This is a genomic window from Paenibacillus sp. FSL M7-0420, from assembly GCF_038002345.1.
GTDB lineage: Bacteria > Bacillota > Bacilli > Paenibacillales > Paenibacillaceae > Paenibacillus_AQ.
The window spans coordinates 1,206,449-1,220,157 of record NZ_JBBOCJ010000001.1 but is presented as its reverse complement, the minus strand read 5'-3'; the positions used below and the strand labels follow the sequence as shown (position 1 = coordinate 1,220,157).

General features: G+C 51.7%; 15 protein-coding genes. 5 read left to right on the top strand and 10 right to left on the bottom strand.

The features are described 5' to 3' along the window. Positions 1 to 125 precede the first annotated feature (125 nt). The 4 genes from MKX51_RS05330 to MKX51_RS05315 form a co-directional block, all read right to left on the bottom strand. The gene (locus MKX51_RS05330) at positions 126 to 1,082 is read right to left on the bottom strand and encodes an ABC transporter permease (protein WP_340943280.1); all 957 of its coding nucleotides are present in this window, start codon (positions 1,080 to 1,082) and stop codon (positions 126 to 128) included. Continuing rightward, positions 1,083 to 2,159 carry an ABC transporter permease gene (locus MKX51_RS05325; protein WP_340943281.1) on the bottom strand — a complete coding sequence of 359 codons (1,077 nt, stop codon included), beginning with the start codon at positions 2,157 to 2,159 and terminating at the stop codon, positions 1,083 to 1,085. Beyond that, complete coding sequence (locus MKX51_RS05320) at positions 2,152 to 3,690, bottom strand: ABC transporter ATP-binding protein (protein ID WP_340943285.1); 1,539 nt, start codon at positions 3,688 to 3,690, stop codon at positions 2,152 to 2,154. Before MKX51_RS05320 ends, MKX51_RS05325 begins: the two co-directional genes overlap by 8 nt. 177 nt (positions 3,691 to 3,867) lie before the next feature. Beyond that, the gene (locus MKX51_RS05315; RefSeq protein WP_340991464.1) at positions 3,868 to 4,950 is read right to left on the bottom strand and encodes a BMP family lipoprotein; all 1,083 of its coding nucleotides are present in this window, start codon (positions 4,948 to 4,950) and stop codon (positions 3,868 to 3,870) included. Positions 4,951 to 5,258: 308 nt separating this feature from the next. On the opposite strand from MKX51_RS05315, the gene MKX51_RS05310 reads away from it, so the two are divergent. After that, positions 5,259 to 5,801 (top strand): acyl-CoA thioesterase, encoded by a 543-nt coding sequence (locus MKX51_RS05310; protein WP_036696107.1) that lies wholly within the window; start codon positions 5,259 to 5,261, stop codon positions 5,799 to 5,801. An 85-nt stretch (positions 5,802 to 5,886) separates the two neighbouring features. Here MKX51_RS05310 and rplT read toward each other — a convergent pair whose 3' ends face one another. From rplT to MKX51_RS05290, 4 genes are all read right to left on the bottom strand, one after another. Then, positions 5,887 to 6,246 carry a 50S ribosomal protein L20 gene (gene rplT, locus MKX51_RS05305; protein WP_036649386.1) on the bottom strand — a complete coding sequence of 120 codons (360 nt, stop codon included), beginning with the start codon at positions 6,244 to 6,246 and terminating at the stop codon, positions 5,887 to 5,889. A gap of 31 nt (positions 6,247 to 6,277) precedes the next feature. Beyond that, positions 6,278 to 6,478, bottom strand: coding sequence for a 50S ribosomal protein L35 (rpmI, locus tag MKX51_RS05300; RefSeq protein WP_036696104.1), 201 nt, complete (start codon positions 6,476 to 6,478; stop codon positions 6,278 to 6,280). A 57-nt stretch (positions 6,479 to 6,535) separates the two neighbouring features. Further along, a complete protein-coding gene (gene infC / locus MKX51_RS05295) occupies positions 6,536 to 7,033 on the bottom strand; it encodes a translation initiation factor IF-3 (RefSeq protein WP_036696103.1) in 498 nt (165 codons plus the stop codon). 284 nt (positions 7,034 to 7,317) lie between these two features. Next, on the bottom strand, positions 7,318 to 8,559 hold the full coding sequence (locus MKX51_RS05290; RefSeq protein ID WP_036727659.1) for a glycosyltransferase family 2 protein: 1,242 nt from the start codon (positions 8,557 to 8,559) through the stop codon (positions 7,318 to 7,320). A 415-nt stretch (positions 8,560 to 8,974) separates the two neighbouring features. Between MKX51_RS05290 and MKX51_RS05285 the strand changes: the two genes are divergently transcribed. Both MKX51_RS05285 and MKX51_RS05280 read left to right on the top strand, forming a co-directional pair. Continuing rightward, positions 8,975 to 9,502, top strand: coding sequence for a phosphatase PAP2 family protein (locus tag MKX51_RS05285; RefSeq protein ID WP_076081835.1), 528 nt, complete (start codon positions 8,975 to 8,977; stop codon positions 9,500 to 9,502). A 53-nt stretch (positions 9,503 to 9,555) separates the two neighbouring features. Then, positions 9,556 to 10,695, top strand: a complete 1,140-nt coding sequence (locus MKX51_RS05280; RefSeq protein ID WP_076081881.1) for an MGDG synthase family glycosyltransferase — start codon at positions 9,556 to 9,558, stop codon at positions 10,693 to 10,695. Between the two features lie 79 nt (positions 10,696 to 10,774). Here MKX51_RS05280 and trmB read toward each other — a convergent pair whose 3' ends face one another. Together trmB and MKX51_RS05270 are read right to left on the bottom strand one after the other, a co-directional pair. Continuing rightward, positions 10,775 to 11,491, bottom strand: a complete 717-nt coding sequence (trmB, locus tag MKX51_RS05275) for a tRNA (guanosine(46)-N7)-methyltransferase TrmB (protein ID WP_340991462.1) — start codon at positions 11,489 to 11,491, stop codon at positions 10,775 to 10,777. 201 nt (positions 11,492 to 11,692) lie between these two features. Beyond that, positions 11,693 to 11,866 carry a hypothetical protein gene (locus MKX51_RS05270; RefSeq protein WP_179090500.1) on the bottom strand — a complete coding sequence of 58 codons (174 nt, stop codon included), beginning with the start codon at positions 11,864 to 11,866 and terminating at the stop codon, positions 11,693 to 11,695. 245 nt (positions 11,867 to 12,111) lie between these two features. On the opposite strand from MKX51_RS05270, the gene MKX51_RS05265 reads away from it, so the two are divergent. Together MKX51_RS05265 and MKX51_RS05260 are read left to right on the top strand one after the other, a co-directional pair. Further along, positions 12,112 to 13,068, top strand: a complete 957-nt coding sequence (locus tag MKX51_RS05265; protein ID WP_209879751.1) for a TIGR01212 family radical SAM protein — start codon at positions 12,112 to 12,114, stop codon at positions 13,066 to 13,068. Next, a complete protein-coding gene (locus tag MKX51_RS05260; protein ID WP_340991461.1) occupies positions 13,068 to 13,664 on the top strand; it encodes a tRNA (mnm(5)s(2)U34)-methyltransferase in 597 nt (198 codons plus the stop codon). The genes MKX51_RS05265 and MKX51_RS05260 overlap by 1 nt, the downstream gene beginning before the upstream one ends. The last annotated feature ends 45 nt before the right edge of the window (positions 13,665 to 13,709 follow it).

The following is a 13,709-nucleotide window of genomic DNA, read 5'->3' as shown; positions in this document are numbered from 1 at the left end:
GATGACTCAGGTACTTTGCGGGGACCCCAAAACATATAAATTCTTATCTATCAAAAAAGCGCATTCCCGGAAATCCGGAAATGCGCTCTGTTGTGTTAAGCACTAGGAATGGTATACCTATAGCCTTAACGTTTGCTTGGGTCGTAAGGTTCACCAAGCGCCTTGGGTGCCGAAGAACGGCCCACTGCACTCACCAGTACGATAATGGTTAACACATAAGGAATCATGAAGATGAACTCCTGCGGAATGTTCTTGGACCATTCAAACAGCTGGACATAGTTGCGGATCGCCTGAGAGAAGCCGAAGAATACCGCAGCACCGAAGGCACCGAGCGGATTCCACTTCCCGAAGATCATCGCAGCAATGGCAATGAAGCCTTGTCCCGAGATCGTATTGTGCGCAAACGTACCTGTAGTAGTCAAGGTAATGGTAGCTCCGCCGATACCTGCCAGCAGTCCGCTCAGCATGACGCCGATATATCTCATCTTGTTGACATTGACACCCAAGGTATCAGCCGCACTCGGATGTTCACCGACTGCGCGCAGACGGAGTCCAAACGGAGTTTTGAACAGGATGAAATAAATAACAATGACTAAGATAATCGCCAGATAAGTGGTGGGATAGGAGTTAAATATCCCTTCTCCGATGACCGGAATCTTGGAGAGCCCGGGAATCGCCACTTTGCTGAATCCGTCGATCAGCGGAGTTTCGCCTGATCCTTCGAAGAACAGCTTAACCATGTACAGTGTGCTGCCTGCAGCCAGGAAGTTAATAACCGTACCGCTTATCGTCTGATCAGCCTTGAAGGTAATCGCAGCCACTGCATGGATCAGTGAACCGATTACTCCTACAGCCATGGCACAAAGCACACCGACCCAAGGGGCCCATTCGCCCATGCCTGCATCTTGAGCATAGTAGCCACCTACAGCAGCTGCAAAGGCACCAAACATCATTAAGCCTTCAAGTCCGATGTTCACGACGCCGGATCGTTCAGAGAAGATGCCGCCGAGGGAGGCAAATATTAGCGCTGTGGAAAAAACAAGCGTCGTATTGAGCAGTTGGCCTAAGACTACGAAGTCCATCTATAACACCTTCTCTTTCTTGCGCTTGAAGTAAAACGGTTTGAGCACCCAGCGTACAATGCCTTGCGCAGCAATGAAGAATATGATCGAACCGATTACAATACGGATCAGCTCCGGAGGCACATCCGCACCGAAGCTCATGCCTGCCGAACCGTATGTCAGCGTGCCGTATAGAATGGCAGCGAGAATGACACCCAGCGGATGGGTCAGTCCAAGCAGGGCAACAGCGATACCGTCAAATCCATAACCAGGTGAAGCTGCAAATACGGATTGATAATGGAAGACGCCAAGCACTTCACCAGCGCCTGCGAGGCCTGCGAACACGCCGCTGATGAACATAGCCTTAACAACGTTACGTCCAACATTCATTCCTGCATATTCGGCAGCATGCGGGTTCAAGCCTACTGCGCGCATCTCGTAACCCTGCTTGGTCTTCCACAGATAGACATAGAAGAAGGTAGCTGCTGCCAGGGCAATCACGGTTCCCCAGTGCAGGCGGGCATTATCAAAGGTGGAGAAGAGGAAGGTCATGGATAGAGAAGCCGGATTATCCTCCGACCGGTTCTGCCCTTGCAGAAGCAGGAACGTCCGGACAATATAATTCGACAGGAAGAGCGCAATCCAGTTCAACATGATCGTTGTGATAACTTCATTAATTCCGCGCTTGGCCTTCAGATATCCGGCAATACCAGCCCATAGCCCGCCGCACACAGCGGCTGCAATGACTGCAAGCGGGACTAACAGGAAGCCCGGCAATACCCCGCCAAGCTTAATGCCGACAACAGATGCAGCCGTCATTCCAATCATTACCTGCCCGTCCGCACCAATGTTAAACATCCCTGAGCGGAAGGCAAAGGCTACAGCCAGACCCGTCAGCATGAGCGGAGTCATCTCGCGGATCGCCTCACCGAAATCATACGGGCTGCCGAACACGCGCTTGAACAGCGCAGAGTAGGCTGCGATAGGATCGTAACCGCCAAACAGCATGACAATAGCACCCACCAGGAAGCCCATCAGAATCGCTACAAGCGGAACGATATAGCTGTCTGTTGCGAATATTTTCCGGAGTCTAGACATCCGCATGACCTCCCCGCTTCAAACTGCCCGCCATCATCAGACCCAGTTCCTGGTCATTCGTGTCCTGCGGGAATACTTCTCCGACAATCTGTCCTTCATAAATAACGGCAATCCGGTCAGATACATTCATAATTTCATCCAATTCAAAAGAAATCAGCAATACTGCCTTGCCTTGATCCCGCTGGGCAATGAGCTGCTTCTGCACAAATTCAATCGCCCCGACATCCAGACCGCGTGTTGGCTGTGCGGCAATAAGAAGAGTCGGATTCTTGTCTATTTCCCGCGCAATAATCGCTTTTTGTTGATTACCGCCGGATAAGGAGCGGGCTTTGTTCTCTATGGAAGGTGTGCGCACATCGAATTGTCTGACCAGATCTTCGGCATGCTTGTTAATCACATCTGTGTTCAAGAACCCGTTCTGGTTATATGGACTCTTATAATACGTCTCCAGAACCATGTTCTCGCTCACAGTGAAGTCCAGCACCAGACCATGCTTGTGACGGTCCTCCGGAATATGGGAGACATTCATTTCAGATACCTTGCGCGGTGACAGATTGGCAATCTCCTTGCCGGAGACCTGGATCGAACCAGAGTCAATCTTGCGCAGTCCGGTAATGGCCTGAATCAGCTCACTCTGGCCGTTACCGTCCACTCCGGCGATTCCGAGAATCTCTCCCGCCTTAACCTCGAAGCTCAGGCCGTTCAGCACAGGCACGCCATCCTTGCTCTTGCTGCTGACATTAGACAGCTTCAGAATGCTCTCGCCAATATGCGGCGGCTGCTTGTCCACTTTGAAGGTTACCCCGCGTCCGACCATCTTCTCAGCCAGCTCGTTAGGATTGGTCTCGGCGGTCTTCACCGTATCAATTACCTTACCACGCCGGATAATGGTGACACGGTCGGAAATCTGCATGATTTCTTTCAGCTTATGTGTGATCAGAATAATGGATTTACCTTCTGCAACGAGCCGCTTCATAATCGCCATCAGTTCTGTAATCTCCTGCGGCGTAAGTACAGCGGTAGGCTCGTCGAATATAAGTATATCCGCTCCGCGGTACAGGGTTTTCATAATTTCTACCCGTTGCTGCATGCCTACCGAAATGTCATGAATTTTGGCATTTGGATTGACTTGTAGCCCGTACTGCTCAGATAGCTTACGAACCTGCTCCGCAGCGGATTTATAGTCAATTTTAAGACCTTTCTTCGGTTCCATGCCCAGAACAATATTCTCGGTGACCGTAAAAGGATCAACAAGCTTGAAATGCTGGTGAACCATCCCAATGCCAAGCTCAATAGCTTTATTGGGGTTATCAATAATAACCGGTTTCCCGTCGATTTCGATGCTGCCTTCATCGGGCTGGTACAGTCCGAATACGATATTCATCAAGGTCGATTTGCCTGCCCCGTTCTCGCCCAGCAGCGCATGAATCTCCCCCTTTTCCAGCGTCAGACTAATAGAGTCGTTCGCAACGATACCGGGAAAGCGTTTTGTGATTTGCTTCAACTCTACGACAGGAGCCGCAGCACTCATGGAATCACCCTCATCACAGAATATATATAATATTGCCTTCAAGACACGGCTGTACCGCCCCAGACAGGACGGTACAGTTGTGATTGTCTATAACAGATGCTGACAGAGAACAAGGCCAGTACTTGAACCGGCCCTGCTTCGTCGTTATGTTAAATCGGGTTAAGCTGAAGCAATGAATTACTCGGAAGGAACAACGATTGTTCCATCAATGATTTGTTTGCTGTATTCGTCAACCTTAGCCAGAATATCTGCACTAACGTTAGCTTTGGAAGTTTCAGGGAGACCTACACCGTTGTCTTTCAGACTAAGAACAGTTGTAGTGCCGCCTTTGAATGTTCCGTCAACAACCTGCTGGGAAACCTTCTTAACTGCTTCGTCCACACGTTTGATCATGGAAGTCAGCGTTACGTCATCGCCAAATTCCAGAGACTGGTCTTTGTCAACGCCGATAACCCATACTTTACTGCCTCCGGCTTTGTTGCGGGATTTCGCTTCGTTGAATACACCGTTGCCTGTTGCGCCTGCAGCAGGGAAGATAATGTCGTTGCCATCATTATACAATGTTGCTGCCAAGGACTTACCGGTATCCGGCTTGTCATAAGCGCCTGCATAAGTGATTTTTACTGTTGCGTTAGGGTTAACCGCTTCTACGCCGGCTTTGAAGCCCACTTCGAAACGTTTGATAACCGGGCTTTCCATACCGCCGATGAAACCTACTTTGTTGGTTTTAGTTGTCATACCAGCAACAACCCCTACCAGGAACGAACCTTCATTCTCGGCAAAGGTTACAGATTCAACGTTAGGAGCGTCCACTACACTGTCGATGATCGCCAGGTTAGCATTCGGGTTCTCTTTGGCAACCTTCAGTACGGCATCGCCAAGGTCGAAGCCGATTCCCCAAGTCAGATCATAGCCGCCTTTAACGAACTGGTTAAGGTTAGGCTCATAGTCTGCATTGGATTTACTCTGCAGGTATTTGATCTCAGCGCCGAATTCCTTCTCCATAGCCTCCAGTGCTTCCCAGGAAGACTGGTTAAAGGACTTATCGTTAACTCCGCCTACGTCAGTTACGAGACCAAGCTTGACAGCCTTAGGAGCCTCTGTTGGTGCTGGTGCTTCTGTGGCAGCTGCGTCGGTTGGTGCAGTAGTTGCTGTTCCAGCGTTGGAGCCGGAATTAGCGCTGTTATTGTTACCGCAACCTGCCAGAATGACAGTGAAGGCCATAACCATAACCAATGATAGTTGGTAAAACTTCTTCATCGAAAGTGATCCCCCTTAGTAAATTGGATGTCTTCTGTGTTCTGCTTTGGACATACCATTAGTACAAATTATACCTGCAAAAAAAGCTAAAATCCAGTCTATTAATGACCTCAGGTCAATAATAATTTGCATTTTTCAACAAGAAATCGCTTACCTTGACACAAGCTGTTATCTTTATGTCCGATATATGTTAGAAAACCTCAAAATGTAACTTATGGCTCCAAGTGCATTAACATTATTATTGCACAGGGAAAGCTTTTCTATTATCATGTATGATTACATCTTGTACGCAAAGGGAGTTACTGAAAATGGAACAAGAACACACACCACAAGCTGCACCCGACTTCAAATACTGTCACGAATCCCGCGTATTCAAAACCGGCCGTGTCTTCCCGAATGATGTGAACAATCACAAGACCCTGTTCGGCGGCAAGCTGATGAGCACCATTGATGAAGTGGCCTCCATCTCGGCCATGCGCCACTGCCGGGTCAACGTGGTAACAGCATCCGCTGACTCTGTCGACTTCCTCCTGCCGATCCGGCCGACGGATTCCGTCTGCTTCGAATCCTTTGTCTCCTGGACGGGCCGCACCAGCATTGAGGTATTCGTCAAGATTATCTCCGAGAATCTCTACACAGGCGAACGCGCCGTTGCCGCAACTTCCTTCCTGACCTTCGTAGCTATGAATGAAGACGGCACTACAGCCCCTGTTCCGGCCATCGTGGCCCAGACCGACGAAGAGAAGCTGATCTGCCAGTCTGCTGACGAGCGGTCTGCGCTGCGCAAGCTGAGACGCTCCAGCAGCAAGAAACTCGCTTCGCTGCTTAGCACAACGAAATACTGGGAATAGCTGTCCATCCGGCGGTTCCCACCGCGCAAAAAAAGCACCGTCACACGGGAGAACCCGCAGGCGGTGCTTTTCGGTTTATAGCGTCTTACGCGTTGATCTTCTCTTTGGCAACAACAGCCAGGGAGTTGAAGGCGTTCAGATCATTCACTGCCAGATCAGCCAGCATCTTACGGTTCACTTCTACACCAGCCAATTTCAGGCCGTATACAAGCTTGCTGTAAGACAGACCGTTCAAGCGGGCTGCAGCGTTGATACGAACGATCCACAGTCTGCGGAAGTTACGTTTCGTCTGACGACGGTCACGGTATGCGTAAACCATCGATTTCATTACTTGCTCTTTAGCTGTTTTGAAAATGCGGTGCTTGGAACCGAAGTACCCCTTTGCCAGCTTCAATACTTTTTTATGTCTACGACGAACTACAAATCCGCCTTTAACTCTTGCCATATTAATAAACCTCCCAAAAATGTGTGATTAACTATTTCAAGTTAGCGAGTCCTTGTTTCAAACGTCTTACATCCCCAGGGGCCATTACCGGATTGCCGTTCAATACGCGTTTTGCACGTTTCGATTTGTGGGACAGCAAGTGGTTCTTGTGAGCTTTGTAACGCAATACTTTACCAGTTCCAGTGATCTTGAAGCGGCCTTTCAGGCTGCTATGTGTTTTCATTTTAGGCATGGTGTTTCCTCCTTGAATATTATGCGGCGCCAAATTGCTATGCAAGTGACTCCAGGATTATTGGGGCTTCGGAGCCAGAATCATAATCATGCTGCGGCCTTCCAGCTTAGGCTGGCGCTCTACAACAGCAATTTCTTCTACTTCGCTCTTCACGCGCTCCAGGATCTTCTGGCCGATACTAGCGTGGGTAATCTCACGGCCGCGGAAACGGACAGAGCACTTCACTTTATCGCCTTCGCCCAGGAACTTGATTACATTGCGGAACTTGGTCTGATAATCATGTTCCTCAATGTTTGCACGGAACCAGACTTCCTTGAGATCCACGATCTTCTGGTTCTTGCGGGCTTCCTTCTCTTTCTTCTGCGTTTCATAACGGAACTTGCCGTAATCCATGATGCGGCATACCGGCGGCTTCGCCTGCGGTGCTACGTTGACTAAATCCAGATTAAGATCGATCGCCATTTGTAACGCCTCGCGGATCGGCTTGATCCCGATTTGTTCACCCTCTGCTCCGACCAGCCGAACCTCTTTGGCACGAATTTCATCATTGATCATATGTTCCTTACTGATAATCCTCCACCTCCGAATAATTTTCAGATCATATATTACGGTTCTCCATAAAAAAGGGATGCCGGTAATTCCCCGACACCCCGTTTGATCAACGTTCATGAATTGTAACCATTCATAAAGCATTGAGATCAAAACCAGCAGGCTGTTAGCCAGTCAGGTGAGAAGCCGGTGCTTCTGCTTGCAATCCCTATGTTTTGCACACTTGAATACTATACATCATCAGACTGAAGATGTCAACATCCTCTGAAATTATTAATTTACAGTGCGGATTATGAAACCTGCTTGCTCTGCACTTCCTCCAGCCGGACTACGCGCGTATGCTTGGTATGACTCCACTGCTTGTTGTTCTGCGTGAAGAACGCATAGAACGTAATGGGATACCACGAGAGCAGATAGACCGGGAACACCAGCAGGTACAGATAGACCTTCTTGAACTTCACCCGCTCCAGCGCCATGGCCAGCAGGAAGGTCAGAATGTTCGCCCCTACGGCAAAGTACCCGAGCCACAGCGGCAGATGTCCGTAAATATTGGCAATATGCGGACCGCCAAACACAGCATTATCCACAAACATTACGGCAGTCATCAGGAACGTAAGCAACACAATGTATACATTCGCTCCATACAGTGCCAGGTCGAACTTCGTCAGGCTGCGTTCCTTGATCCCCTGCCACAGCAGCGGGAAGAAGTAACGGCGGGCTACGGTGAAATGACCCTGCATCCAGCGCAGACGCTGTCTGGAGGAAGCCTTGAAGGTAAGCGGCTTCTCATCGAATACTTTGGCATCATAATTAAATCTTGGATATACGCCCTTGGAGGCGCTGCGCATGGTGAATTCCAAATCCTCAACCAGACTGGTTGCCCCCCAGCCCATTTCCTTCAGCAGGTTCGTCTCGAAGCACATGCCTGTACCGCCGAGGAAGTTGGCCATCTTCAGATTATGGCGCGACAGCTGCCACAGCCGGTTGATGTACCAGTAGGATACGCCGTAAGCAGCCGTGATCCAGGAATCCTCCGGGTTCTTCGTATCAATGTAGCCTTGAATGACCCGTCCGCCTGAACACAGATCGTTGTTCATCTCTGTCAGGAACTCTGTATGTGCGAGGTTGTCGGCATCGAACATGACTACAGCGTCGTACTGGCGGGGCAGCGCCCACAGCTCCTTCAGCATCCACTCGATGGCATAGCCTTTACCGCGCAGGTTGCTGTTGGTACGTACACAGGCATTCATGCCGTGCTCCCGCACGATCGCAGCGGTATTATCCGTACAGTTGTCACAGATGACAAATACATCGTACAGTTCCTGGGGATAATTAAGCTGCTTCAGGTTCTCCATCAGAGCGCCAACCACTTCTTCCTCGTTGTGTGCGGCGACCAGTACGGCAAATGACTTTTGCGGCGCATGCCTAACCTTGTTCTTCTTCTTGCGCAGTCCAAACAGCGAAAATGCAAACTGATAAACTGCGATTGCCGCCAAGATCACTTGGAGCGTAACAAACAATGCGTCTGTCATGATCTTTAGATGCCCCCTTTTTCCAAATCTTGATGTTTTTTCTCTTTCTCTCTCTAACTTGCTAACGTTCTATCTGACCCTTTTGTTGCATCCCTTACTGTAGACAAGAATTTCCCCTTAGTTCCGGGCAGGATTCCGAATTGTGTTATGTCCCGTTTCACAAGATATGAATATGGATTCCAGTGTACTGGCTGGCTCCTTATTTCTCTGTTACCTTATAAACGCGATCTTCCTGCTTGAATCATTGTAGTCGCTTTGGGGCTCACAAGTCAAAAGAGACATTTTTCGAGCGGACCCGAGCTTTTTCTTGAACGGGCTACCTTAAAAAAGTATGATAAAGACAGCTTCAGGCCGTGAAATCTGCTGCTTAAGCTGCGCCAGAACTCTTTTAGCCGGACTATCGGAGGGACATGATATGAGACCTTTATTCAAGAAACTGCATCTCCTGGAGCAGCGGGTGTTTCAATGGATTAACGGACGGATGCACAATCCGTTTCTGAACTTCTGGCTCTTCTACCTCACTCATCTCGGAGGTGCAACAAGCGCGATCGGCATCAATCTCCTGGTCTGGGCAGTGTGCCCGCAGCCATGGAGAACTACAGGACTTCAGGCACTGGTCGCGCTGGCGATAAGCCATGTGCCCGTCGCTATCGCCAAAAAGCTCTACCCGCGCCTGCGGCCCTATCTGGCCCTGCCGGACACCAATACGTTCCGCAATCCGCTTAAGGATCATTCTTTTCCTTCAGGCCATACGACCGCTATCTTCGCCTCAACGGTTCCTTATATGATAGCCTTTCCTGTCCTGACTGCGGTCCTGCTTCCTCTGGCCTGCACAGTCGGCTTCTCCCGGATCTACCTCGGGCTGCATTATCCATCTGATGTCCTCGCAGGAGCGGTCATTGGGTCAGGAGTCGCAGCCGGTACGCTTGCCCTCTGGATATGATGCCTGAGGGGCGCCGGCCGGTCAATACCTCTAGGGAACAGGTGAACTATACATTGCGCAAAAAAAGAATATTATTGCTGTCAGAGGGCTTCGGTGCCGGGCATACCCAGGCTGCATATGCGCTGTCGAGCAGCCTGCGGAAGCTGTCTCCGGAGGTGCAGACCAAGGTGCTGGAGCTGGGGAGCTTCCTGAATCCCAAGGTGGCCCCGCTCATTGTCTCGGCATACCGCAAGACGGTTACCTCCCAGCCCCGGCTGATGGGCTATGTGTACCGTCACCAGAAATCATTCAATCGTCTTACCACACTTGCCCTGCACCGCTTGTTTTATACGCATGCCCAAAATATTGTGAAGCAGCTGAAGCCGGACATTATCGTCTGTACCCACTTCATTCCCGGTGCTGTTATCTCACGCCTGAAGCGGCTTCACCCGTCGCTGAAGGCTCCGTTGATTACGGTCATTACAGATTATGACGCCCATGCCAGCTGGATCAGCCCGCAGGTGGACCGCTATCTGGTATCCACCCCTGAGGTCAAGGCGAAGCTGCGCCGCCGGGGCGTTGCCGCCTTCAAGATCCGGGTAACCGGCATTCCTGTCCACCCGAGCTTCTGGGAGCAGCACGGCCGGGAAGACATTCAAGAGCAGTTCAAGCTGCTTGGTGTTCCGACGGTCATGGTCATGGGCGGTGGATGGGGCATGATGAATGACGAAGTAGTGAATGCGGCTCTGGCCGGATGGCGGGACAAGGTGCAGATTGTGTTCTGCCTCGGCCAGAATGACAAGCTGCTGCAGGAGATGATGCAAGACCCGCGGTTCAGGCATCCCAACATCCGGCTGCTGGGCTTCACCCGGGAGATTGACAAGCTGATGGAGGTGTCCGACCTGCTGGTCACCAAGCCGGGCGGCATGACCTGCAGCGAAGGCTTGGCCAAGGGCATTCCGATGCTCTTCCACTCTCCGCTGCCGGGCCAGGAAGAAGAGAACTGCCGGTACTTCACTGCCGCCGGACTGGGAGAGCCGATCAGCTCCCTCGATGTAGTTGACCGGTGGATGGAGCGGCTGCTGAATGATTACGGAAATGTCCGTGCGGCGCGCAAGGCCCATCTGGAGGCCATCTCCAGGTACAACCCGCTGCAAAGCGCCCAAAGCATTATTGATATGCTGGATAAACCGCGCGCAGAACATGGACAGTAGAGAACCAGGTTAGAACGCAAAAGGCAGTCCGGTATGAATGAACCGGACTGCCTTTTGCTGTAATTGCCGGTAATGCAGCCTAGAGGCGGTACTTGTCCAGACGGATGGCCTGATATTGCTTCAGCGCCTCATCTCCGACAATTGCCTCGCAGCGGTGAATGTTCACGCCCCGTCCATAGAACTTGGTCTCGTATTCGGTCATTACATGCTCTTCGTTGATCACGCCGCCCTCATGCAGGTCAAGCGAAATATTCTTCATCTGCAGGCCATAGTCCGCAAATGCATTAAGCGAAAATTCAAACAGGCTGCGGGAATCCGTCTTCAAATGGATCTCGCCCAGCGGACTGAGCAGTCCGCGGTATTTATCAAGAAAACGCGGATGCGTCAGACGGCGGCGGGCATGCTTACTTTTCGGCCAGGGATCACTGAAGTTGAGATAGATCCGTTCCAGCTCCCCTGGAGCGAACACTTCCTCCGCGTAATCGATATTGGCCAGGGCAACTCTCACGTTGGGCGGTGTCTCTTCACCTGCCGGCTCCCATACATTCCGGGCCTTCTCGGCTGCGCGCCGCACCAGCTCGTCATACATATCCACGCCGATGAAATTAATCTCCGGGTATTTGAAGCTCATTTGACTGATAAACTGTCCCTTGCCCATTCCGAACTCCACATGAATCGGATGATCATTGCCGAACAATTCGGACCAGCGCCCCTTCAGGCTGCGTGGTTCCAGGATGACCAGATCGGTCTGCTCCTCAAGACTTTCACGTATTCCTTTTCTTCCGCGTAAACGCATAGGTACTCCTCCGCTTATCTCTTTATTGCCTTATCTGTGAATAGGATAAATGCCACTTGCAATATTGTGCCGAACTTACCGGCAAAAGTAAAGGGATTTCAGCAAAAGAAAAGGAACCTCCATCCTGCCCCTGTTGGACTGGTCGAAAGTTCCGTGCGTGTTGTATCTGTAATACCGGCCCGCCATTCAGCGGACTGCCATTTATTTATCGAACTCGAAGGTCTTCTCGAACGCATTGCGGATCTTCCGCTGCGCTTCTGTCTTGATCTTGTGGTTGCCGTTGAATTCTACGCCTGTCAGGGCGAGAGCTTCATCGGGAGTCAGCTGCACATCAATCGAACCTTTGTTATCAGCAAATACCGTTGGAGAATTCATCGTTATCACCTCTAAGGTTTAGTATGGACCAGACGACACGAAATTATGAATTCAAGCATAAGATTGTGGTTGCTGCAGCGGCTTTTTTAACACTTTAAATATAACATAATGTGTAAGCATTTTCAAGCCGAATGGCGGTAATTCACAGCCTATTTTTAGTTTTTTTTCGGCGGATTTCCGGGAGGGATTGTTACGTTCATCACGGATTTTTGATACAATGGGAAGGTTAATGAAAGGAGCTGCACATGTCTAATCTTTTACAGGCCTCCTCTCCGCTTCTGTGGGGGGATAAACGGTTCCATACCTGGAACTACGAAATGCGCGGGCAGATGGATACCAAGGTGTTCAAGGTCATGCTCGATGCGGGCTTCACCTGTCCGAACCGTGACGGTTCCATCGCCAAAGGAGGCTGTACATTCTGCAGTGCCAGAGGGTCAGGCGATTTCGCCGGAAGCCGCCGGGATGATCTGGTCACCCAGTTCAACCATATCCGCGACCGCCAGCATCAGAAATGGCCGAATGCCAAATATATCGGCTATTTCCAGGCCTATACCAATACGTATGCTCCTGTCGAGGAGCTAAGGGAATATTATGAAGTCATTTTGCAGCAGCCCGGGGTTGTCGGCCTCGCCATTGCCACCCGCCCCGACTGCCTGCCGGATGATGTAGTGGAGTATCTCGCGGAGTTGAACCAGCGCACCTATCTATGGGTGGAAATGGGGCTTCAGACCATTCATCAGTCCACTTCGGATCTGATTAACCGCGCGCATGATACCGCCTGCTATACTGAAGCTGTTGCGAAGCTCCGCCGTCACGGCATCCGGGTGTGTACCCATATCATTCACGGGCTTCCGCAGGAAACGCATGAGATGATGCTGGAGACTGTAGCTGCTGTAGCGAATATGGGGGTTCAGGGGATCAAAATCCACCTGCTTCATCTCATGCGCAAAACGCCGATGGTGAAGCAGTATGAAGCCGGGCTGCTGCGGTTCCTGGAGCAGGATGAATATGTGAAGCTCATTGCCGACTCGCTGGAAATTCTGCCGCCGGACATGATCGTCCACCGCCTGACCGGCGATGCCCCGCGCGATGCCCTGATCGGCCCGATGTGGAGCCTCAAGAAGTGGGAAGTGCTGAATGCCATTGACCAGGAGCTGGTTGCCAGGGACACCTGGCAGGGTAAGTACTGGAGGAAGGGCTGATGGGCTTCCTGTCTGTCCTTAGCTTCGCCCATAAGCTGACCGCTGAGCGGCTCCCGCCGGGCGGACTGGCTATCGACGCCACCGTGGGGACCGGCGCCGACACTCTGTTCCTCGCCAAGGCGGCCGGGCCGCGCGGCGGGGTGTACGGGTTCGACATTCAGCCGCAGGCGCTGGCTCTTGCCGGCGAGCGCCTGCGGCTGGCCCGGGAGGAAGCGCCTGCTGCGCTGGCTCCCGTGACGCTGCTGCAGCAGAGCCATGCAGCCATGGCTGAAGCCGTTCCGCCCGCTTGGCGCGGAACGGTCTCGGCGGTGATGTTCAACCTCGGCTATCTGCCCGCAGGCGATGCCGATAAGACCATCATCACCGAGCCGGGAAGCACGCTGGCCGCGCTGGAGGCGGCGCTGCTGCTGCTTCGCCCGGGCGGGATCATCACGGCCGTGCTGTATCCCGGCCACGAAGGCGGCGGCCGCGAAGCCGCCGCTGTCGAAGCCTGGGCCGCCAGCCTGGCCCAGCAGGACGCGCAGACCATCGTGTACCGGCAGCTTCAGCGCGGGTCTGCCCCGTATGTTGTAGCTGTAGAGAAGAGAAGAAGCTGAGCACAGATGATGGCAGCCGCCACTTGTTCACACCTTCAATCGAAG